The sequence below is a fragment of the Paenibacillus sp. Z6-24 genome (assembly GCF_054161335.1).
In genome coordinates, this window is record NZ_CP096398.1 from 3,175,728 (window position 1) to 3,198,493 (window position 22,766).

Consider the following 22,766-nt stretch of genomic DNA (forward strand, 5'->3'; position numbering starts at 1 on the left):
AGCACCTCTGTCCCTACAGAATCATTTAGTACGCCGCATCCATTTCTGTATAAATCCTTTGATTCCTGTTAAGCTTCCTTCCTGGCGGGCATCCGGCGAAACCACATACTGCATGGCCAGATTTTGAATGTCCCGTGAAGCGTGACATCCAGGAGCATTGATCGAAAAAGGAACTTGCTTTTTCACCGACTGGCTAACATGAGCGTCGTCACTTACATAGCCGAGCATTGGAATTTCCAGATTCAGAAAGCGACTCGTTACCAGCCTGATCTTATCTGAGGTCTGGACCGCCTCCTTCTGACTCTCTGCCCGGTTGACGACCAGTTTGAAGTTTGTGCTCTCTTCCATCCCGTACACAACCTTGATCAGCGCATAGGCGTCTGTGATTGCAGTAGGCTCCGGAGTAGTGACTACAATGCACTCATCAGCCGACATAATGAACTGCAATGTTTCCTTCGAAAGTCCTGCTCCTGTATCAAACAGGATATAATCCATATCGGCAGTAATTTTTTGAATTTGAGTAGTAAAGTAAACTAAATCTTTCTCAGAAAGCGAAAATAATGAATTTAAGCCTGATCCACCGGCAATATACGGTAATGAACCGGCGCCTTTTTCGATAATTTCATTTATCTGTTTTTCTCCGCTTAAAAGATGCGAGAGATTGTACTGCGAACGTACGCCCATCAAAACATCGATATTTGCCATCCCTATATCTGCATCAAATACGAGCACTTTACGTCCGAGACGCTGCAAGGCAAGCGCAAAATTCAATGTAAAATTCGACTTGCCCACGCCTCCCTTACCACTGGTTACGGCAACAAACTTGGCGTTTTTCGCACCCTGTTCAGGAACTTCCAGCGCTTTTGCTTTCGCAGACATCAGGTTTCTTAACGATTGGGCCTGGTCCATCATGGCAATATTTCTCCCAGTAACAGATTCGCCAGAAAATCAGGGCTTGGCATCAGCAGATCATCAGGCACGTTCTGTCCATTGGTCATATAGGACAAGCGCAGCGGATGATCTTGCAGCAAATTAAATAACGCGCCATAACTTCCTGTTTCGTCAGCTTTGGTAAATATAACTTTATCCAGCGGATATTTGCTGAAGTGATCTGTAATCGTACGCATATCTTCCGTTTTGGATGTTAGTGCCAGCACCAGATACGTCTCGCTCTGTTCCAGCGGAGCCAGCAGGCTCTGCAGTTCGGATACAAGCAGCTCGTTCCGGTAATTGCGTCCCGCTGTATCCATCAGGATTAGATCACATTCGGATAACCGTTGCAGTGAGCGCTGCAAATCCCCTGGCGACTGTACCACTTCAAGCGGTACACCCAGGATGGAAGCATAAGTTCTTAGCTGCTCTACAGCGGATATACGGTACGTATCCGAGGTGATGAATCCCACTTTACGTTTATATTTAAATAATTGCTCTGCAGCGAGTTTGGCAATAGTCGTCGTCTTGCCCACACCTGTCGGTCCGGCAATGTATACAATCCGGGTCTGCGGATCAATGCCGCCGCCAATTCGTGTTTCGGTAAACTGCTCAATCTGTGACTTAGCTGCAGATTTGGCTTCTGCTGCTGTCATCGTCTCCAGATTGGCAGACTGCTCCGCAATCCGGTCGATCCAGAAATCAAGCAGCGGCTGCTCCACGCCCTGTGATTTCAGCTGATTTATCAAATTATGAAGCGGTTCAGGCAGTTCGGCCCGTTCCTTATCGCGCGTCAGATCAGCCATCATCTGCTTCATCTGGCGTAGTTCTTCAAACAGACGTTGTTCCGACATCTGATCAGCCGGATCGCTCACGGCATGCTCCGCTACAGTCGCAGCGGCTGCTGGAATATGCTGAAGTCTGGTACGATCCATTTCAGGAACAAATGGTTCTTCCTGCGGCAAAGGAGGCACTACCGCTTGTGCGGAAGATGCCGTTTCCGGCTGATCGGCAGCCAGCGCCTGGCGCATGGATTCAGCAAAAGCCTGACTTGATTTTCGATAGGCATCAGGCACTGCCTTTTTGGGTACTGGAGCTGGTGCGGCAATGACAGGTTCAGGCTGTGCCTTGGGCGCCTCTTGTACCTGCTCCTTCTCTACCGCAGCGATAACCTCAATCTTTTTCTTTTGGAACATGCCGAGAAATCCGCCAGTCTTGAGTTCCTTGGTGCTCAATATGACTGCATCACTGCCCAGATCTGTACGGATTTTCAGCATGGCATCCGGCATGGTATCAACGATATAGCGTTTTACTCTCATAAGTTCACCACCCCGACACTTTGAATTTCAACATTGGGTTCCAGTTCGCTATAGGATAAAACAGGTATATCCTGCATGGTACGTTCAATCAGCTGGCGCAGATACATACGAATGGCCGGTGAAGTCAGCACAACAGGCTGCTGTCCCATTTGAAGCAGACGGTTGACCTGCTCATTAATTTTTTGATACATCGATTGTGTAGATACTGGATCAAGCGCAAGATACGTTCCCTGCTCGGATTGCTGCACACTTTCTGCAATTTTCTTCTCCAGATTAGGACCAACAGTAATTACACGAAGTGTCTCACCCTGGCTGGTAAACTGCTGTGTAATCTGCCGAGAAAGGGACTGACGTACATATTCGGTCAACACATCCGGATCTTTGGTATAAGCTCCATAATCTGCCAGCGTCTCAAAAATGGTTACCATGTCGCGAATAGAGATTTTCTCTTTTAATAATTTAACCAATACCTTCTGCACGTCACCTACCGACAGAACCGAAGGAATCAGTTCATCCACCAGTACAGGATAGTTTTCACGCAGGTTGTCGACCAGAGAACGTGTCTCCTGACGCCCCAGCAGTTCATGAGAGTGCTTTTTGATCAGCTCGGTTAGATGAGTAGCTACGACTGAAGGCGGATCAACTACAGTGTATCCGGACAGTTCAGCCCGATCCTTGGTCAATTCATCAATCCATAGAGCAGGGAGACCAAAAGCTGGTTCCAAAGTCTCTATTCCTGTAATGGAGTCATCATCAAAACCGGGACTCATGGCCAGGTAGTGGTTTAGTAATAATTCACCACCGCCTACGATATTCCCTTTAATTTTGATTACATATTCGTTAGGCTTCAACTGAATATTATCGCGAATGCGAATAACAGGGACCACAAGACCCAGTTCAAGTGCGCATTGACGACGAATCATAATGATTCGATCCAGCAAATCTCCGCCCTGCTGAGTATCAGCCAACGGAATTAATCCGTAACCAAACTCAAATTCGATCGGGTCGATTTGCAGCAGGTTGATGACACTTTCCGGACTGCGTACTTCTTCGATCTGTTGTTCTTCCTCGTGCTGTTCTGCTTCTGCTATCTTCTGAGTCAGATTCGCCTGCATTCGGCGGGCTGCAATGAAAAGCAGAACAGCCAGCGGGAAAGTCGTAAGGAAGTGAATAGGTGTAAAAAGACCCAGCAGCGTAATAACCGCTGCAACAATATACAGCAGCATTGGATAAGAAAACAGCTGCTTGGTAATATCATCAGCCAGATTGCCTTCGGAAGATGCACGAGTAACAATCAGACCTGCTGCTGTAGAAATGAGAAGCGCAGGAATCTGACTGACCAGACCATCTCCAATCGTCAATATGGAATACGTCGAAAGAGCATCAGCGAATGCCATTCCATGAATCGCTATCCCAATAATAAATCCACCAATCAAGTTGATCAGGAGGATAATAATACCTGCAATAGCATCCCCTTTAACGAACTTACTCGCACCATCCATCGCACCATAAAAGTCAGCTTCACGTTCAATTTTGCTGCGTCGTTCTCTGGCTTGTTGTTCGTTGATCAGACCTGCGTTCAAATCTGCATCGATACTCATCTGCTTACCGGGCATTGCATCGAGTGTAAAGCGTGCGCCTACCTCTGCAACCCGCTCTGAACCTTTGGTAATAACGATAAATTGTACAATGACCAGAATCAGGAAGACGATGAAACCTACCGCAATCTGTCCACCGGCTACCCAGCTGCCGAATGTAGCAACAACGGATCCGGCTTCGCCCTCTCCAAGAATCAACTTGGTTGTGGAAATGTTAAGCGCAAGGCGGAATAATGTTGTAATTAACAGCATTGCCGGGAATATGGAGAATTCCAGCGCTTCCTTGGTATTCATCGCAATCAGCAAAATAATCATTGCTAACGAGATATTGACGATGAGCAATACGTCGAGCAGCCATGCCGGGATCGGAAGGATCATCATCATGATAATTCCAATAACGCCTACAAGGACAACCAGGTCTTTTTTCTTCAATGTTATTCAGCCCTCCGATCCCTTACTTTGTTTTGCCTTTAACTTTGTATACATAAGCGAGCACTTCTGCTACTGCCTGGAACAAATCTGCCGGTATGGAATCACCAATTTCCGATCTGGCGAACAATGCACGAGCCAGCGGCTTATTTTCCATAATCACGACCCGATTTTGCTTGGCTACTTCCCGAATTCGTAATGCCATATGATCCTGACCCTTGGCAATCACCTGAGGCGCCGCCATTTGCGAATTGTCATATTTGAGTGCTACCGCAAAGTGAGTCGGGTTGGTAATAATAACATCCGCATTGGGTACTTCTTGCATCATCCGCTGCATCGCCATACGGCGCTGTCTTTCGCGGATTTTACCTTTTATCAACGGATCCCCTTCCGACTTTTTATATTCATCCTTGATATCCTGTTTGGACATTCGAATACTTTTATTATGTTCATAGCGCTGGTACATGTAGTCAAGTATCGCGAGTATAAATAGCGCTACTCCGACTTTAATCGCTAAACTAACAGTCAATTGCCCGGTAAAGTGAAGAATCGCCTCAACAGACATATAGGCTGTTTTGGAAATCTCGTGTGTTACCCCTTCTAATGTGCTATATACCAGATAACCAATTACACTCATTTTTAGTACAGACTTAATAAACTCTACAAAAGATCGCATGGATACAATGTTTTTAAATCCTTTGATCGGGTCTAGCTTACTGAGTTTAGGTGTAACAGGTTCGCCTGTGAGAAGAAAGCCTATCTGAACATAACTTGTTACAAGAGCCAGTATAACGATAATGCTAAATACCGGAGCCAATAAAATTAAAATCTGTATGGCATACTGTCCCAACATCTGCATAATATTGACGATAGTCACCTCTGTAGACATGCGGTGAAGAAAGGCATCTGTAAACAGCCAGGTAATACGCTTCATATAAAAATCATTAAACATCATCAAACATAATATCCCACCCAGCATAATCGCCGCGCCTGGTATATCCATACTTTTGGCAACCTGGCCTTTTTTACGCGTTTCCTGACGCTTCTGGGGTGTTGCTTCTTCTGTTTTCTCGCCAGAGAATAACTGTAGATTCATCCGTAACCTGAATGCCAATTTACTGCCTCCCTTCCTCCGAGTCTACTTGGGCTGTGGAGCTGTGCCGATCACCTTTAATAAAGACTGCATGGCCTGAAATAGCTGTCCAAACAAATTTTCGAAAATATAGGCAAAACTTGGTGTCAGCAACATCAGCATTAACAGTCCTACAATAATTTTAACCGGTACCCCGATAACAAAGATATTGAACTGCGGAGCACTACGTGCGAGGAATCCCAGTCCCACATCCGTCAGGAACATGGCTACCACGATCGGTGCGGCCATTTGAAAAGCAATCATAAACGAGTTGCTAAAAGTACGAATAAGAAATTCACTGATGGAACCGTCCATCATTTTACTCATAATCTCTGCATCCAGCGGTATCCAATCATAACTGTATAATACGGATTGAATCAGATAGTGATGACCGTTCATACTCAGGAACAGCAGTATCGCAAACATGTATTTAAAGTTACCGATCATCGGTGCCGAAGCACCAGTCAAAGGATCAAATACACTGGCGATACCAAAACCGGTCTGAATATCAATAAAGGAACCGGCCATTTGAATAACCGTGAACATCAGATAAGCGACATAGCCGAGCAGCAAACCAATCAGCACTTCACGAAGAACGAGCAGTACATAAATTCCCGGTTCCTCGGATATGGTCACTGATGTTCCCTTCATAAGAAAAATTAAAAGCGAGATAAAAAGAGCAATCCCTATCTTAAACGTATTGGGTACGCTTCTGGATGAGAAAATCGGTGAAATTACAAAAAAAGCGATCATTCGACAAAAAATAAGCAAAAAAACAGGAAAACTTTGCTGCAGTATCTCCATAAGCAATCAGCCTAACCAATGTATTTGTATAAATTGCCGAGGATATTACCAGTATAATCAACCATAACTGTCAATATCCACGGACCAAATAACAGCAGTGCGAGCATTACAGCTACGATTTTAGGTACAAAGGCAAGAGTTTGCTCCTGGATCTGTGTAGTTGCCTGGAAAATACTCACAACCAGACCGACTACAAGTCCAAGAATAAGCATCGGTGCACTGATTTTTAAAACGGTGTATACCGCCTGTCCTGCCATACCGATGATAAACTCCGAACTCATGATTTACCTCCCTTAATCCGGTGTTTTGGGTGCTGCACTAATTAAAACTAATCAATAGCGATTTGACGATAAGATACCAGCCATCGACCAGTACGAATAGCAAAATTTTGAAAGGAAGTGAAATCATTACAGGTGGTAGCATCATCATACCCATGGCCATCAGTACACTCGCAACTACGATGTCGATGACAAGAAACGGTATAAAGACCATAAAGCCCATCTGAAAAGCTGTCTTCAGTTCACTGATTGCATAAGACGGAACCATTACCGAGAGCGGAATGTCCTGTACATTGTTTGGTTTCGGAGTACCAGTGTAATCCAGGAAAAGAAGCAGATCCTTTTCTCGCGTATGCTTGAACATGAATTCCTTGATTGGCTTCTCCGCTGCCTTCAAAGCTTGCGTCTGGTTAATATCTCCCTGCAGATAAGGCTGCAAGGCAACCTCATTCATCTGGGATAAGGTGGGTGACATAATGAAGATAGTTAAAAATAAAGCCAGTCCTACCAGTACCTGATTGGGAGGCATCTGGTTAGTCCCTAATGAAGTCCGGACAAAGCTGAGCACAATCACAATACGTGTAAAACTGGTCATTAATACCAGGAAAGATGGCGCTATGCTGATGAGTGTAATCATAAGCAAAATAGACAGCGAACTGGTCGCCGGGCCATCCGCTGCATTATCGTTATTGCCGATCTGGATATCGATATTCGGTATCGGATCGGCAGTTGCAGCAAATATGGGGTGAACCGATAAGAAGCTAGCTAGAAAAAGCATCATAAAGGTTAATATCAGCTTTTTTTTCATGAATCCCTCGACCGATCTGTAGAATCTTCCTCTTTCAGCAGTTCCTCCATCTTCTGCCGGCGATTCGGAATCTGGCGCAGTTTGCTTTCGAACACTTCTTGGAAAGCATCCGTATCACCAAGTTCTTCTTCTTGCACGGAAGACTTAGGACGGAAACGGTTGCTGAATTTGGAGATTAGCGGAGTAAGAAGGTTATTCTGCTCCACCGATTCGGATTGAAAAGAGCTTATAATCAGTTCTGCCTCTTCGGGATCAGAGATTTTATCCACAAGGGTAATATCATCTCCTACACCGATCAGATAGACGCTGCTGCCAATTTCAATCACCTGTAGCGACTTGTTTGGGCCCATAGCTACCCCGCCTATAGTGCGGATGGCACGGCGGGACAACCAGGTTTGATTTTTCCTGCCTAGGAACCGAAGCAGTAAAATAATTAGGCCTATTATTACAGCCAAGACGATTATAACCCAAACTAGGTTTAGGATATAATCGCCTGTTCCTCCCATTGTGGCTGCTGAACCTGACATGGGAATATTCTCCTATACTCCGAGCGTCTTGCTAATCGCTTCAATAACACGATCAGCTTGGAAAGGTTTCACAATAAAGTCTTTGGCTCCTGCCTGAATGGCATCGATAACCATGGCCTGCTGACCCATCGCTGAACACATGATTACTTTAGCTCCGCCATCCATCTTTTTGATTTCTTTCAGTGCAGCAATGCCATCCATTTCAGGCATCGTAATGTCCATTGTAACCAGATCCGGACGAAGTTCCTTGAATTTCTCTACTGCCTGTGCTCCGTCTTGAGCTTCTCCTACAACTTCGTATCCATTTTTAGTTAGAATATCCCGGATCATCATTCTCATAAAAGCTGCATCATCCACGATAAGAATTCGGTTTGCCATTGATTTAAAATCCTCCCTGAGTGATCATTATTGTATTTTTTGAATTCGGTCCCACTGACTTACGATATCTGTGACACGGACACCAAAGTTTTCATCAATAACGACAACTTCGCCTTTGGCGATCAGTTTGTTGTTAACCAGGATGTCTACCGGTTCCCCCGCCAATTTGTCCAGTTCGATAATCGCTCCCTGGGACAATTCAAGTATATCTTTAATTTGCCGTTGGGTCCTTCCTAATTCTACGGTGACTTTGAGTGGAATGTCCATCAGTAAGTTCAAATTATTTTCATCCAGGTTAGGAGCAGCTCCTGCGCCGAAGTTAGCAAATTGAACCGGTTGGACATTGACCTCTCTGCCTGCCGGTGCGCCATAGTGCTGTGGTGCCTGCGGATATGGCTGCGGTGGCATACCGTAACCCGGAGGATACGGATATGGAGGATACTGCGGATAAGGCTGATCAGGCATGCCATATGGAGGCTGCTGACCATAGGCCGGCATTCCCTGTGGCGGCATCATTGGCGGCGCAGCAGGCTGTTCAGGAGCTTGCTGTGGCGGCATTGCGGCCTGCGGCGCTGCTGCCTGTGGAGGCGCTGCAGGAGCAGCTGGTGCACTTACAGCAGGCTGCTCAGGCGCAGCTTCCTCACTACCATTAATCAGAATATCTACCATGTATTTTGCAAATTCTACGGTGATCAGCTGCATGATAGTGGAATCAATCAGATCTCCAATCAATAAACGGAAAGAAATTTTGATTAATGTCTCTTCTGCTGGCAGCATGCTTACTCCCTGATCATTGCTTACATCCAGAATATCAATCCCCGGTGGTGAGATATTAACAAACCGGTTGAAGATGGTCGACATCGAAGTTGCCGATGAACCCATCATCTGGTTCATGGCTTCCTGTACAGCGCTGACATGAATCTCATTCAGCTCTTCATCCTTGGGGTGACCTTCACCTCCGAGCATCAAGTCCGCGATTACCTGAGCATCACGTGTCTGGATAACGAGGGAGTTAATTCCCTGAAATCCATCCACATACTCGACATGGACCGCTACATGCGGCTTGGGGAATTCATTTTCAAATTCAGTACGGGTAATGATGCCCACCTGCGGAGTAGTGATATCCACTTTTTGTCCCAGCAGGGTCGATAATGCAGTTGCTGCACTACCAAATGTGATATTTCCGATTTCTCCCAGCGCATCCTGTTCCAGCGGCGTCAGAAAGTCATCTACACTCTGCCCGGAAGTTCCTGATGCTGCACTGTCATCATCGCCGGATGACTGCTTAAGCAAAGCGTCAATCTCTTCCTGTGACAAATAATCTTTACTCGTCAATTTCTTCCACTCCTTCACTGACGATCTCGTCAATCTGAACGGCTACCCGGTCTTTTACCGTACCCGGGCTTCCTATAAATTTAAGCTGATTGCCTACTTTTATGGATAATGAATCATGTACCGGTTTATTAAGGGAGATGACATCGCCCACCGATAAGCTTAAAAACTCTTGAATGGATAATCGTGAATCACCCAATTCAGCAATGATCGGCAGCTGCGCACGAGTTACACGATATTCAAGTGCTTCCACTTCTTCAGGTGCCGGTTCTTTTTTCTGTGAAACGAACCAATGATGTGCAGATAGCTTGGGCATGATCGGTTCAATAACAACATGGGGAATACAAAGATTAATCATCCCTGTCGTATCACCAATTTTGGTACTCAGCGAGATCAGGGCAATCGTTTCATTCGGAGACACCAATGACATAAATTGCGGGTTGGTCTCCAATGCTTCCATACGTGGAGATAAGTCAATCACTGTCTTCCATGCTTCCTGCAAGCTTTCGAACGTACGACTGAACACACGCTCGATGATGGTTGTTTCAATTTCAGTCAGCGCATTGATTTTGGAAGGTGCTGTACCGGTACCGCCAAGCAGGCGATCCAGCATCGCGAAAGCGACATTCGGATGAACTTCCAGTACCATCCGGCCTTCCAGTGGTTCAGCTTCAAAAATATTCAAAATCGTCATTTTAGGAATAGAACGTATAAACTCATCATACGGAAGCTGCTCGACCTGAACAACGTTAATTTGTACAAAAGTACGAAGCTGTGCCGAAAAATAAGTAGTCAGGTAACGTGCAAAGTTCTCATGAATCCGGGTTAAACTCCGGATATGATCCTTGGAAAAGCGAACTGCCCGTTTAAAGTCATATACTCTGACCTTTTTCTGGGTTTCTTCCTTTTTAAGCTCCTCCGCATCCATTTCCCCGGAAGAAAGTGCAGCCAATAGGGCATCAATCTCACCTTGGGATAATACATCTACCATAATCTCACCCCCTTACGATTGTAAATTGATTCATTGCTAAGATTAGGTTGATTCCAGCTTTCTCTATTAAATGGAACTTACGATGCGATCGGATACTTGTACGTCTACCAGCTTGCCACCTTCGGCAGGCAATGCACTGTTAATCAATTTGAGCAGTTTGGCATCCAGCTGATCAATACCTTTAGCACTGTTGAGATCTTCCGGATTGGTGTCTGCCAGTGTTCTTACGATAATTGGTTTGATTTTTAGATCTTTGATCAGATCAAAGTTAGCTTTTGCATCTTCATCTGCGAGTTGAAAGGAAAAGCTGATTTTTACTACATAGGAAGGGTCTGCCAGGTTTGTTGTCATATCTGTGATGTCCGACGATACAGCGGCAATCTCTGTCGCTGTCATACTCTCCAACTTGGCTTTTTCTGCTGCTGCGACTTCTGCGGCAGTGGTTGGTTTCTTTTCACCAAACATATCTCCCATCAGGAAAAAAGCAACCACACCAATCAACCCTAGCCCCAGTACCCCGCTGATTATCCAGGGTAGTAACTTTTTCATTCCAATTCCTCCATATGCTGCACCTTAATTGTTCCAGTAAGTGTGCCTATACTTTTATTGTATTCCTGAACCAGACTTGTCACTTGCGCCGCCTTTTCCAATACAATCAGACGCTTACCTGTTGTTAAGGTGATGTACGTATCAGGCGTTTCTTCCACCATTTCGATCAGCAGGGCATTAAGCCACATAGGGGAACCGTTAAGCCGCGTGACAGGGATCATATATACCCCTCCTTGAAAGTTACTTGCTATGGATAAGAGGGAGAAGATCATATTCGTCCCTCTATCTGTCTAGATTATCGTTTCAGATTAACAACTTCCTGCAGAATTTCGTCGGAAGTTGTAATGATACGGGAGTTTGCCTGGAAACCACGCTGTGCCACAATCATCTCGGTAAATTCACCGGTCAGATCAACGTTGGACATTTCCAGCTGACCAGCTACGATTGCGCCTGTACCATTCTCAGTATCTGCACCGGTCAGCAATTCAATCGTACCCTCGGGGTTGGCGTTCGGCGTTACACGATAAAGACTGCCACCGATTTTTTCCAGACCACCCGGGTTTACTACTTTGGCAATACCCAACTGAGGACCTGCTTCAGTTGTGCCATCTGCCAGTGTATACAGCAGAGTACCGTTATTTTGAATACTGAAGGAAACGGCAGCTTCATTAATCTGAATTGGTTCTCCACCGCTATCAACCACAAATGCTCCATCCGATGTTACGAGCTGACGGGAAGCATCGACATGGAAGTCACCGGCACGTGTCAGGTAAGGAACTTCCTGCTCTGCAGACAGCTTGATAGCGAAGAAACCATCGCCATCGATACGCAGGTCTGTCGGGTTATTTGTTGTCTGTGCACTCCCTGCCAGATGAAGAGTATCAATCGAAGAAGTTTTCACACCCAGACCTACCTGCTGAGCGTTCACGCCACCGCTTTCTCCGTCTACTGGAGCCGTTACCCCTTTGGTAGTCTGGCTCAGGATATCCTGGAACATGACACGGGAGCTTTTGAAACCTGTTGTATTTACATTTGCGATGTTGTTACCGATGACGTCCAGTTTAGTTTGAAAACCTTTCATACCTGAAACGCCGGAATACATGGATCTTATCATTAATATTTCCTCCTAATGAATGCATAATGTGGTGATTGAGACTACGTCAGTCGGTCGGTAGTCTCCTGGCTCTCCATTGCTGGTCCGGCCAGAGAATTAAATAATTACAGCACTATCAATTTGAGTGAATACATTATCTTTCATTGAGTTGCCATCCATGGCGGTAACAACGGTCCTATTGGGTACATTAACGATAAGAGCGACATTGTTTTGCATTAGAATCAACGAATCTTTGGATCCTTTGGCGGCGGCTTTATCTATCGCCTGATTCAGACTATTCATCTGTTCGTTGCTGAATTCAATTCCTCGTTGCTCCAAACGCTTGGAAGCATGATTGCTGAACTTGAGCAGGTTCTGATCCAGAATATTTTGAAACTCATTGGGTTTGGAACCTGATGCCGTATTTTTACTGCGCCCCAGCAATCCGGAATTGATATTGGACGGATACAGCTGACCTACTTGAATGGGGCCACTCATGACACAGGAGCCTCTGAATCCGCTGCTGTGTTGCTTTCTTCAGCTGCCTGATTAGTGCCTTCTGTATCAACTGCAGACGCAGTTTGTGGTTCCTCTGCTTCAAGTGTATTGCTGTTCGTAGTCTCTGCCGCTGGTGCAGACGTTGAAGCAGTTGTATCTGTATTGGTGTCTGCAGCGGATGGGGCATTGGTTGCCTGGCTATCTGTTGTCGCAGGTGCAGTAGTACTTGCAGCCGGTGTCGCTGAAGTGCTCGCTGGGGTTTCTGCCGCTGTACTTGCAGCTGGTTTTGCCTCAGCAGCTTTGGTTGTCGCCGGTTCCACTTTTGCAATCAGTGTCAATGGAACTGCATCCGCGCCGACCTGTGCGTACTGAACTCCATTTTTCATTACAATGCCTTCTACGATGCCTGTTTCATAAGTGGATGTTTTCTCGCCTGTTTTACTGTCTGTTGTTTCGTTAAGCCAGGTGACCTTCTTGCCGATCAGCTCTGAGGAAGCTCCCAGTGAAGTATCGACAGATCCTTTCAGATTATCTAGTTTTTCTCCTATTTTGGTTAATTGTGTAAGAGAGGAGAACTGAGCCATCTGAGCAATAAATTGTGAGTTGTCCATAGGAGACATAGGATCCTGATTTTTCAATTGAGCTACCAGCAGTGCCATAAATTGATCTTGTCCCAACTCGGTTTTCGTTTTAGCTGCGGCCGTTTTTACATTATTCGCGGAATAATTCGGCCATGTATTCGATGTGGAAATCAAATCCGGCAAAACATTCACCTCCATGCATATTAAGCTTTAGCTACATACGTACTGCCATAAGGTGTCATACTTGCGGCTCGTATATTAACTCGCTCTTCACGCCATTCATTTAGTTCATTACCAAGCTCTGCTGTAAGAATAGCATCGTCATTTTGTTCTTCTTTCGATTTGGAACGGCGTCCGGATTGCTGGTCGGAACCTGGCTGGAATCCTTGCCCCCCATTATACATATCGGATTGTAACGAAGAACTTTGAGTAACTTCGAGTTTTTCTACCTGAAGTCCCTGGGCTTGAAGGGCTGAACGAAGTTGTGCCATTTGCTGCTCCAGTAAATCTTTGGCTCCATGCTTTTCGGTAATAAACTGTGCGATTAACTGTCCATCCTGAATGCTGATTTTGACATCAACCTGTCCGAGATGTTCCGGATTCAGAATGATCTTGGCTTCGGATACACCGTTTAGCTGCTGAATATCAAACTTGCTGACAATGAATTTCCCCATTTCCTGAGAAAAGTTCTGGGCGTTAATTATTGGTGGTGGCGGTGCAGCAGCTGTCAATGGTGCAGAATCAGCTTTCATCGCCAGTTGACCAGCAGTTACGATTACCGGTTCCTGATGCTGTGTCTGACTCGTTACAGCTTCTGCAGATTCGACTGCAGCTTCTGTCTGAACTGCTGAAATATTATTCACAATCTGTGATTCTTGAGCAGCTACTACCTGGAATGGGGTGCCCGGCTGTTGTTGCTTGCCGCTTTGTCCACCACTGGCTTGTCCATCGGCAGATTCGCCTGATTTTTGCAACACATTCTGAAGTTCATTCAGCAACTGCTCCAGTTTGGGTTCGGCCTGCTGAGTGCTACTCTGTACCGCCTGAAGCTTGTCAACCACCTGGGATACTGCATCTGCTACTGCAAAGCGCAATGTCTCCGGTTGTTGAGCAATCGCTGGAAGTGTCGCTGTCAACGATTGTGCTGGCTGAGCCGCATCCGTACCTTCTGCCTGCGCTTCTGTACCTTCTCCCGATAATACCTGCTGTACCTGTACCAACCATCCTTGCAGCGATTGCATCAGGTTGGGATCACTTACAATGGACGCATCCATATCTTCCAGCTTCCCGAGCAGATCATCCATTAACTCACCAACTTTTTCTCCCTGACTCCCTTCCCCATTGTCCTGGTTACCGGAAATTATTTGTTGCAGCATTTCCAGTAACGAAGCGGCAGAACCCATAACTCCTGCAGAAACCTGACCGGCCATTGAAGTAGTTGCAGAAGTGCCTGCCGTTCCGGCGGAACCCATCACGTACGTTAGTGCTTGATTGAATCCTGCGGCTGCCATACTGCCTGTTCCTCCAGCCGAAGCTGTTACCGGTGTCTTGGCTGTTGTTGCTGTCATATTTTGAAGTGTCATACTCATATACTAATTATCACCTACCAAGGAGCAAATTTTAATAAGAAGGAGTTCCTGCTTATGACTTTTTTCATTAGAATAGGAAATGATTCCGATTCCTCCTATGTGAGACTAGTTCGCCATTAACCGATTTACAATTTGAGCGGTTCCCGCCGGATCTTCGGTAGACATGGCTGACAGAATTCCAGCCCGTGTAGAATCGTCTATCGTATTTAGAATCTGCAGTACTTTACTCTGGCTTACCTTTGCAGTTTGCAGCAGTAATGATGCAGCACTGCTGGCCGGCATAGTTGTAAAGGTTTGTGCGAGTGCTTCATTATCAAGCTTGGTACTTATTGGAGCTGTTGTCGGCTTGCTATTCGTTTGTGCTTGCAAAGCAGCCAGACTTGCTGTTGTTGCATTTTTCAAAGCCAGTGAAGTATCAGCTGCGGCTTTGGGATCCATTTTTTGCAAAATGCTCGCCTGATCCTGGGAATTCATTTTGCTGAAAATCAGTACTTGTTCGTCGGTAGTCATATTCTGCATAATTGCTGCCGCTTTAGAGGCGCTCATATCGGAATATACATTCGCCAGATTTTTCAGTTGCTTGTCCTGTTCGGTCGGTGTAGTCACTGTACTGGCAGCTGCTGCTGGCGTTGTACCGGCTGCAGGTGTAGTCGCTGTGCCTGTCCCCCCCTCATTTGTGGGTGGAGTCTGGCTTTTCAGCTGATCCTGAAGCTTCTTAAGTTCCTGTGCCTGTGTAGCCTGCACTTTCTTCGACTCGTCCAGCTGCTGCTTTAACTGGTCTACAGTTGCTGCGTCACTCTCACTTTGATTGGACGCAATATCTGTGCTATTACCTTTATCGGCAGATGGCACCCAATTTTTCACTATAGGAATTTTCTCCAGTGTGTCGAACATAGTGGTTCGCAAATTCACATTGAATAGCATTACGATCGCGCCTACTAATACAAGGGTAAACAAAATTGGAGTAGCGATAAAAAGAAACCTTCCAAGTCCACCGGACTCCTTTTCCATATCGGCATCCAAATCCAGATTTTTCTTCGCCACGGTAATCCTCCTTGAGCAAAAACATCCTTCATGATTCCCTTCACTGATTAGGTAAGCCATGTACATTCTCAGCTTCTGGGTGCTGTTAGACGGATCAGATTACAATCTATTTCGATTGCATAGCGAATCGTACAGTCGCCATCTCATCCAGTGCATTTTGCTCACGCAGCATATTCTCCTGCATGAATTTTGCTTTTGCTTTATCTTTGGCCTGAAGCCATACTTTTTCATCGACCATTTTCTCGGTTAAATGAAGCTTTTTGTGTTCCACATTTACTTGTGCCTGGTGAACATCCGATATTTTTTGGGAAATGCATTGATCCAGATAGACAATATAACGCTGCATATCCTGTAATTCCGATATGGGAGCACACTGCTCAATAGCCTGATTGATAGCTTCCAGTGTGCGGTTCTGATCTTCCAGTAACTGCTCCAGTGATTGTTCTTGTGCCTGCAACTCGCCCAAAGCTGTGGATAAAAGCCATTCTGCCTGGTTTTTAGCACTTGATTTAATGTCTACAACCTTTTGAAAGTTATACTGGAAATTCATAACTCATCAGCTCCTCATAAATTCGGAAATCATCTGCTCTTGCGCATCGGTTAGTGTCGTCTTCTCGTGCACCTTTTGTTTTGTAAAATTCCAGACATCCTTGATCCGTTCGATCGCTTCATCGATATCCGGACTGGAACCTCTCTGGTAGGCACCAATATTGATTAAATCTTCGGATTCTTTATATACAGACATCAGACGCTTCATATTGTTGGCGGCATCGGTCTGCTCTTCCGTTACAATATCCTTCATAACCCGGCTGATACTGGCAAGTACGTCGATTGCCGGGAACTGTCCTTTATTGGCAATCGACCGGTTGAGTACAATATGTCCATCGAGGATACCACGTACCGCATCCGCTATCGGCTCATTCATATCATCCCCGTCTACCAGTACCGTGTAGAACGCTGTGATGGAACCATGGGGTCCTGTACCGGCACGTTCCAGCAGTTTAGGTAGTCCGGCAAATACTGAAGGCGTATAGCCCCGCATGGCGGGAGGTTCACCGACCGCAAGACCAATCTCACGCTGAGCCATCGCATAACGGGTAACCGAGTCCATCATAAACATGACATTCATGCCGCGATCCCGGAAATACTCTGCGATGGTTGTCGCAATCAGGGCTCCTTTGAGACGGATAAGTGCCGGCTGATCCGAGGTCGCTACGATGACTACCGAACGCTGCAGCCCTTCGGGACCCAGATCCCGCTCGATAAAGTCGCGTACTTCACGCCCCCGCTCCCCAATAAGAGCAATAACGTTAACATCTGCTTCGGTATTACGGGCAATCATGCCCATCAGCGTACTTTTACCAACACCGGAACCGGCAAAGATACCTACACGCTGTCCTTTTCCGATCGTCAGCAATCCGTCAATTGCCCGTACACCTACACTCATCGGATCCTGTACTCTCGGACGAGTCATCGGGTTGGGCGGCGTGTTAAAGGTTGAATAGTGATTCATCCGTGCGGGGAGCAGTGAACCATCCAGCGGCTGTCCGAGACCATCCAGCACTTTACCAAGCAGTTCGGAACCTACCTGCACCGTAAGCGGTTTCCCTGTACCTACAACGTCACACCCCGGACCAATGGATTGAAGTTCTCCCAGAGGCATCAATAAAACCTTATTGTCTCTAAAGCCGACCACTTCAGCCCGAAGAGGTTCAGCCCCTTTGGTAGGATAGATATAACATACCTCTCCAATGCTTGTATCAGGACCTTCTGATTCCACCATCAGTCCAATAACCTGGGTTACTTTACCGTTAATCCGAACTGGATCCAGCTGCTTCAGATATTCCAGATAACGACCAGCATTCAGATCAGACATTGCCATTACCCCGCTCTTCATCATGAAGTGCCAAACGAAGAAGTTCTTTCTTGAGTTCTGTCAGCTGGGTATCCACGCGTGCATCCACGCTTCCGAATGCAGAGCGGATAACACAGCCACGGTCACGAACTGTAGCATCCGGAAGAATCTGAAGTTCTGCCTGTGAATCAATAGCCAGTACCAGTTCTTCTCTTGCTGCATGAATGAAATCAAACTGGGATGGATTAACACACAATGTGATCAGGCCTTTTTCACGTTTGCGGGAAAGTGTCTTTTTAATCAAGGAAAGAACCAACTCCTGCTGGTCAGCAAGCTCTTTGTCGATAACTTTTTCGGCAATTCCGCAGCTGAGATTAACGAGGAATGGTTCTGCTTCCTGAATAATTTGTTCTTTGGCTTCATAAGCCTGGATCAGTACCGTCTGAGCTTCCTGCATCATCTCATTAATGCGCTGCTGCATCTCAGTCTCAGCACGCTGCTGTCCCTCCTCATAGCCTTCCTGAAAAGCCTGAGCCTTAACCGCTTCAATTAGATGCTCGTCCTGTTCACGCCGTTCATCCCACCAGGAAGCAATCATTTCCTGAGCGTTCTGCAGGATACGTTCCGCTTCTTCTGCTGCTTCACGTACCTGGCGCTCTGCGAATTCACGAGCATCCGCAAGCATTTGTTCTTTTAACAAAACGGTTTGTTCATCAATCCGCGGCTGGTCATACACAATATGTGGAACCTGCTGATGAGTACCAGCCGCCAGATTGGTTGGTCTGAAATGATCTTTACCAAGATCCAATTTTTTAAGAATTTCGACCGGAATATATTGGGATGATTTTATCAAATTAGACAATGATATCATCTCCTCCGCCACGAGCTATGATGATTTCTCCGGATTCTTCGAGTCTACGTATAATGCCTACGATACGACTTTGTGCTTCCTCTACATCTTTAAGACGTACAGGTCCCATAAATTCCATTTCTTCCTTGAACGTGTCTGCCATACGTTTGGACATATTGCCAAATACGGCTTCGCGTACGTCTTCGCTGGCTACTTTAAGCGCCAGCTGCAAATCTGCGTTTTCCAGATCGCGGATGATGCGCTGAATTGAACGATTGTCGACATTGACGATATCTTCGAAAACAAACATCCGTTTTTTGATTTCTTCTGCCAGTTCCGGATCCTGAATTTCCAGGGAATCGAGAATGGTTCTTTCTGTACCGCGATCGACACCGTTCAAGATCTGTACGATCGATTCGATACCGCCCGCATTTGTATAATCCTGTGTAACCGTGGAAGAAAGCTTCTGTTCCAGTACGCGTTCAATCTGGGCAATGATCTCAGGTGAAGTACTATCCATCACTGCAACCCTGCGGGCAACCTCAGCCTGTTTTTCCTGAGGCAGCGACGACAGAATCGAAGCAGCCTGTTCGAACTGAAGGTAGGAAAGCACAAGTGCTATTGTCTGCGGATTCTCATTCTGGATAAAGTTCAAAATCTGACTCGGATCCGCTTTACGAGCAAAATCGAAAGGACGAACCTGCAGCGTCGCTGTCAGACGGTTAATAACTTCAAGTGCTTTGCTTTCTCCGAGTGCTTTTTCCAGGATTTCCTTGGCGTAGTTGATACCGCCCTGGGAAATGTATTCCTGTGCCAAGCAAATCTGGTGGAACTCGGCGATAATAGTATCTTTATCCCCGCTCTCTACTTTGCGTACATTGGCGATTTCCAGTGTAAGCTGTTCGATTTCTTCATCACGTAGGTGTTTAAATATTTGAGCAGATACTTCGGGACCCAAGGCAACCAGTAAAATGGCTGCCTTTTGCCGTCCGCTCAGTGGAGCTGTCCCCTTTGCCAATCCCGTTCACCTCTTATTCGTCAGCGAGCCATGTACGCAGCAGATTTACAAATTCGTCCGGTTTCTTTTTCGCCAGTGATTCGAGCTGCTTGCGTACCTGACTATCATTGGTCAAGTTGTCCAAACTAATGGAAGGAAGTTCTGTAACTGGAGGAAGCATAATATCTTCTCCCATTTCTTCAGCCAGCTGCTGCTGTTTACGACGACGATAAATAATAAATCCGACAATACCAAGAACCAGAGCTGCTGCTGCACCGATGATCCAGTTCAGGTTGGAAGCAAAGAATCCTTCGTCGGTTGTTTGGTTGGTAGCGAATGCCTGTGGAATAACATTAACTTTAGCAGTAAGAGCATCTGCGTTTGTTGTATAGTCGACTCCATTTTCTGCAAGTGAAGCTCTTACAATGCTTTGAAGCATTACTTTAATATTATCATTCAAGGCATTTTGTTGTGTTTCATCTAAACTAGGATTAGGCTCAATTGCTACTGTGATGGCCAGATCCTGTACATGATAAGGGCTATCTGCAATTTCATTATGAATCCGATTAACTTCGTAATTGATAGTGCTCTGTGATTTCTCGGATTCGTTATTACCTGAGGAAGATCCACCCGGATAGGTCGGAGTATCTGTGCTTCCTGTACCGGCTACGCCGCTGTCAGGTGTGCTTGTGCCTGTATAGGATTCCTGAATTTCCTGGGCGCTAATCTCGATGCCCTTCATGTTTTCTTCATCTACAGGTTCCACCAGGTCTTCTTTGGATGTTTTCTGATCAAAGTTCAATGTGGAATTTACAAGAACATTAACCCTTTCAGGTCCTACCAGTCTGGCCAAGAATTGTCTTATGTTATTCTCTACGTCAGACTCGTATTTCTTTTGTAACGCCATATTGTCCTGTACTGCACCGATCAGATTACCACGTCCGCCACCTTTGACTGTAGAGACAAGCTCACTGCCGTCTGTACCATTCGTGATGGTAATGTTCTCAATCGGAAGACGAGGTACTGCTGTACTTACGAGGTTAAAATAACCATCAATCGCTTCCTGTGTAAGTCGAACGCCCGGTTTGAACTGCATGACTACGGATGCTGTCGCATTATCCTGATCATCAGTAGCTGCAAAAAGGCTTTCCTCAGGAAGATTAATCAGTACTTTTGCATTTTCAACGCCGTTCATGTTGCGAAGCAATTGGGATACTTCACCATTTAGTGCATTGTTGTATTTAACATTAAATTCGTTATCGGTCATCCCGATCGCGGAAGAACTTGTATTAAATTCACTGAATCCGATTGAACCGTTTTGGATCAAACCTTGAGATCCTACTGCAACTTTTGCTTGAGCAGCACTCTCTGTTGGCACTGAGATAGTTTTGCCGTCCTGGCTTAACTGGTAAGGAATCCCTTGTCCGGTCAGGTACTCCATAACTGCTGCTGAATCCGCAGCGTCCATATCCTGGAAAGCTACCTCATATTCGGTTTTGGAAAATTGTATCGTTAGTACTACGATTGCAATGATGATGAAGGCCAGTGTTGATATCAGTAGTATTTTCTGATTTTTGTTGAATTTTCTCCAGTATTGGACAATTGTATCTCTATACTGGGCAACTCTCTCATTCACAACGTCACCCCATTCGAAACTGTGCTATGAAACATATCATCCATCTTATAACTGTGTACGCATGATTTCTTGGTAAGCTTCAATCGCTTTGTTTCGAACCTGAGCGGTCAACTGTAAGCTGAGCATCGACTTCTCCGAAGCGATCATCATCTGGTCAACATCAATTTTACCTACCAGAAACTGGTCATTCATTTTGTGTACCTGCTGTTCCTGAGCTCCTACCTGACTAATGGCATCCTGCAGGTAAGAACCAAACTGTTCCATAGCTTGTCCTGGCGTTTCCTGTACCTGTGCAGCTCCCGAGGTCATTTGCAGTGGTGAAGCGGCGGACATACCATTAAACATTGTGTTTTCTATCATTAATTACCCCTCCTTCCATTTTTTCACTCATTATTTACCAATTTGTAAAGCCTTGGTAATCATTGCCTTGGAGGCATTTAATGCAGTTACGTTAGCTTCATATGAACGCGAAGCTGATATCATGTCCACCATTTCTTTTAGAGTATCGACATTTGGCATCTTCACATATCCGTTTCTGTCGGCATCCGGATGTGTGGGGTTAAATACAAGTTTAAATGGTTCCTTGTCTTCCTCAATGGCTACCGCTTTTACACCATTCACTCCGTTATTACCATTCATTGCAGAATTAAGTGCATCAGCAAAAGCTGGTTTGTTGGTTGAAAGTACTACTTCTTTGCGGCGGTAAGGAACCGCTTCGCCATTTTCAATCTTTGCTCTGGTTGTCTCGGCATTCGCAATATTGGAGGACACAACGTCCATCCGCAGCCGCTGGGCTGTCAAAGCTGAAGCACTGATATCAAAACTGTTACTAATTTTCATGATTACGCTCCCCCACCCTGAATTGCAGTACGCATCATTTTAATCTGGTGATTCACTTGCTCGATGTAAGCATTGTAGCGAAGCTGATTCTCAGCCAGACTTGTCATTTCTGAATCCATGTCCACGTTATTCAAATTGTTATTCATCACTGTGCTGTTATCCGATTTAATCATCGCCTTTGGAACGCCTCCAGTAGAACCAATCTGGAAATGGCGAGGATCAGTAGCAGTACCGTGGATCGAACTGTTTGTGCCATCCATTTGAACCTGAAGCATGTTTTCAAAAGAAACATCGGAACGTTTGAAGTAAGGTGTATCTGCGTTAGCAATGTTGTTGGTGATTACTTGTTGTCGAAGGTTGGAAGCATTAATGGCGCCTTCCAATCTACGAAATCCTACATCATTCAGCAAATTCACTCACATCACCTCTTTCAATCTGTAATTATATTCTAAATATGGGATGTAAATCTCATATTTTTTTATTTTACACTCTCATTCGACAAACCTTGCAGTTTTTCGTTTGGTTTACTAAGTTTCTGCGTCATATTTCCTAATGATTTAATACCATAAGTTTCCTAGAGAACAGGTTATAACACAATGAGAAGAAAGGACTATCTTTTGACGTATATGCTCTTTTTTTGTCGACTTTTAAATAATTTCTTCCAATTAATATAAGTAATATGACATTTAAAGCAGATATTAGGATCAA

General features: G+C 45.5%; 26 protein-coding genes. All 26 read right to left on the reverse strand.

Translation table 11 applies throughout. The features are described from left to right. Positions 1 to 21: 21 nt before the first annotated feature. Positions 22 to 912, reverse strand: coding sequence for a MinD/ParA family protein (locus tag M1D61_RS13690; protein WP_458119161.1), 891 nt, complete (start codon positions 910 to 912; stop codon positions 22 to 24). Beyond that, positions 909 to 2,249: a flagellar biosynthesis protein FlhF gene (gene flhF, locus M1D61_RS13695; RefSeq protein WP_458119162.1), complete on the reverse strand. Its 1,341-nt coding sequence runs from the start codon at positions 2,247 to 2,249 to the stop codon at positions 909 to 911. The genes M1D61_RS13690 and flhF overlap by 4 nt, the downstream gene beginning before the upstream one ends. Beyond that, positions 2,246 to 4,231, reverse strand: a complete 1,986-nt coding sequence (gene flhA / locus M1D61_RS13700) for a flagellar biosynthesis protein FlhA (RefSeq protein WP_458122508.1) — start codon at positions 4,229 to 4,231, stop codon at positions 2,246 to 2,248. The genes flhF and flhA overlap by 4 nt, the downstream gene beginning before the upstream one ends. A gap of 70 nt (positions 4,232 to 4,301) precedes the next feature. After that, positions 4,302 to 5,390: a flagellar biosynthesis protein FlhB gene (gene flhB, locus M1D61_RS13705; RefSeq protein ID WP_458119163.1), complete on the reverse strand. Its 1,089-nt coding sequence runs from the start codon at positions 5,388 to 5,390 to the stop codon at positions 4,302 to 4,304. A 24-nt stretch (positions 5,391 to 5,414) separates the two neighbouring features. Beyond that, on the reverse strand, positions 5,415 to 6,212 hold the full coding sequence (gene fliR / locus M1D61_RS13710) for a flagellar biosynthetic protein FliR (RefSeq protein WP_458119164.1): 798 nt from the start codon (positions 6,210 to 6,212) through the stop codon (positions 5,415 to 5,417). 11 nt (positions 6,213 to 6,223) lie between these two features. After that, positions 6,224 to 6,493, reverse strand: coding sequence for a flagellar biosynthesis protein FliQ (gene fliQ / locus M1D61_RS13715; protein WP_458119165.1), 270 nt, complete (start codon positions 6,491 to 6,493; stop codon positions 6,224 to 6,226). 37 nt (positions 6,494 to 6,530) lie between these two features. Continuing rightward, complete coding sequence (gene fliP, locus M1D61_RS13720) at positions 6,531 to 7,298, reverse strand: flagellar type III secretion system pore protein FliP (RefSeq protein WP_458119167.1); 768 nt, start codon at positions 7,296 to 7,298, stop codon at positions 6,531 to 6,533. Then, positions 7,295 to 7,804, reverse strand: a complete 510-nt coding sequence (locus tag M1D61_RS13725; RefSeq protein ID WP_458122509.1) for a flagellar biosynthetic protein FliO — start codon at positions 7,802 to 7,804, stop codon at positions 7,295 to 7,297. The genes fliP and M1D61_RS13725 overlap by 4 nt, the downstream gene beginning before the upstream one ends. 33 nt (positions 7,805 to 7,837) lie before the next feature. Next, on the reverse strand, positions 7,838 to 8,203 hold the full coding sequence (locus M1D61_RS13730) for a response regulator (protein ID WP_017813687.1): 366 nt from the start codon (positions 8,201 to 8,203) through the stop codon (positions 7,838 to 7,840). Positions 8,204 to 8,230: 27 nt separating this feature from the next. Continuing rightward, complete coding sequence (fliY, locus tag M1D61_RS13735) at positions 8,231 to 9,538, reverse strand: flagellar motor switch phosphatase FliY (protein ID WP_458119169.1); 1,308 nt, start codon at positions 9,536 to 9,538, stop codon at positions 8,231 to 8,233. Beyond that, entirely contained in the window at positions 9,528 to 10,526 is a 999-nt protein-coding gene (fliM, locus tag M1D61_RS13740; protein WP_458119171.1) for a flagellar motor switch protein FliM, read from the reverse strand. The genes fliY and fliM overlap by 11 nt, the downstream gene beginning before the upstream one ends. 66 nt (positions 10,527 to 10,592) lie before the next feature. Continuing rightward, on the reverse strand, positions 10,593 to 11,075 hold the full coding sequence (locus M1D61_RS13745; RefSeq protein ID WP_458119173.1) for a flagellar basal body-associated FliL family protein: 483 nt from the start codon (positions 11,073 to 11,075) through the stop codon (positions 10,593 to 10,595). Continuing rightward, entirely contained in the window at positions 11,072 to 11,296 is a 225-nt protein-coding gene (locus M1D61_RS13750; protein WP_046215366.1) for a flagellar FlbD family protein, read from the reverse strand. The genes M1D61_RS13745 and M1D61_RS13750 overlap by 4 nt, the downstream gene beginning before the upstream one ends. A 74-nt stretch (positions 11,297 to 11,370) precedes the next feature. Continuing rightward, positions 11,371 to 12,189 carry a flagellar basal body rod protein FlgG gene (flgG, locus tag M1D61_RS13755; RefSeq protein ID WP_046215365.1) on the reverse strand — a complete coding sequence of 273 codons (819 nt, stop codon included), beginning with the start codon at positions 12,187 to 12,189 and terminating at the stop codon, positions 11,371 to 11,373. Positions 12,190 to 12,285: 96 nt separating this feature from the next. Then, on the reverse strand, positions 12,286 to 12,666 hold the full coding sequence (locus M1D61_RS13760) for a TIGR02530 family flagellar biosynthesis protein (RefSeq protein ID WP_458119174.1): 381 nt from the start codon (positions 12,664 to 12,666) through the stop codon (positions 12,286 to 12,288). Beyond that, positions 12,663 to 13,430 (reverse strand): flagellar hook capping FlgD N-terminal domain-containing protein, encoded by a 768-nt coding sequence (locus M1D61_RS13765; RefSeq protein WP_458119176.1) that lies wholly within the window; start codon positions 13,428 to 13,430, stop codon positions 12,663 to 12,665. The genes M1D61_RS13760 and M1D61_RS13765 overlap by 4 nt, the downstream gene beginning before the upstream one ends. A 20-nt stretch (positions 13,431 to 13,450) precedes the next feature. Next, positions 13,451 to 14,836: a flagellar hook-length control protein FliK gene (locus tag M1D61_RS13770; protein WP_458119177.1), complete on the reverse strand. Its 1,386-nt coding sequence runs from the start codon at positions 14,834 to 14,836 to the stop codon at positions 13,451 to 13,453. A 105-nt stretch (positions 14,837 to 14,941) separates the two neighbouring features. After that, positions 14,942 to 15,880, reverse strand: coding sequence for a MotE family protein (locus tag M1D61_RS13775; RefSeq protein WP_458119178.1), 939 nt, complete (start codon positions 15,878 to 15,880; stop codon positions 14,942 to 14,944). A gap of 106 nt (positions 15,881 to 15,986) precedes the next feature. Continuing rightward, positions 15,987 to 16,430 (reverse strand): flagellar export protein FliJ, encoded by a 444-nt coding sequence (gene fliJ, locus M1D61_RS13780; protein WP_458119179.1) that lies wholly within the window; start codon positions 16,428 to 16,430, stop codon positions 15,987 to 15,989. Between the two features lie 6 nt (positions 16,431 to 16,436). Further along, a complete protein-coding gene (gene fliI / locus M1D61_RS13785; RefSeq protein WP_458119180.1) occupies positions 16,437 to 17,756 on the reverse strand; it encodes a flagellar protein export ATPase FliI in 1,320 nt (439 codons plus the stop codon). Continuing rightward, positions 17,749 to 18,597, reverse strand: coding sequence for a FliH/SctL family protein (locus tag M1D61_RS13790; protein WP_458119182.1), 849 nt, complete (start codon positions 18,595 to 18,597; stop codon positions 17,749 to 17,751). Before M1D61_RS13790 ends, fliI begins: the two co-directional genes overlap by 8 nt. Further along, the gene (gene fliG, locus M1D61_RS13795) at positions 18,590 to 19,603 is read right to left on the reverse strand and encodes a flagellar motor switch protein FliG (protein WP_458119184.1); all 1,014 of its coding nucleotides are present in this window, start codon (positions 19,601 to 19,603) and stop codon (positions 18,590 to 18,592) included. The genes M1D61_RS13790 and fliG overlap by 8 nt, the downstream gene beginning before the upstream one ends. Positions 19,604 to 19,616: 13 nt before the next feature. Continuing rightward, positions 19,617 to 21,218 carry a flagellar basal-body MS-ring/collar protein FliF gene (fliF, locus tag M1D61_RS13800; RefSeq protein ID WP_458119186.1) on the reverse strand — a complete coding sequence of 534 codons (1,602 nt, stop codon included), beginning with the start codon at positions 21,216 to 21,218 and terminating at the stop codon, positions 19,617 to 19,619. Positions 21,219 to 21,263: 45 nt separating this feature from the next. Next, the gene (gene fliE, locus M1D61_RS13805; RefSeq protein WP_017813672.1) at positions 21,264 to 21,578 is read right to left on the reverse strand and encodes a flagellar hook-basal body complex protein FliE; all 315 of its coding nucleotides are present in this window, start codon (positions 21,576 to 21,578) and stop codon (positions 21,264 to 21,266) included. A 30-nt stretch (positions 21,579 to 21,608) separates the two neighbouring features. Next, a complete protein-coding gene (flgC, locus tag M1D61_RS13810; protein ID WP_458119187.1) occupies positions 21,609 to 22,058 on the reverse strand; it encodes a flagellar basal body rod protein FlgC in 450 nt (149 codons plus the stop codon). A 2-nt stretch (positions 22,059 to 22,060) separates the two neighbouring features. Further along, positions 22,061 to 22,474, reverse strand: a complete 414-nt coding sequence (flgB, locus tag M1D61_RS13815) for a flagellar basal body rod protein FlgB (protein ID WP_458119188.1) — start codon at positions 22,472 to 22,474, stop codon at positions 22,061 to 22,063. Between the last annotated feature and the right edge of the window lie 292 nt (positions 22,475 to 22,766).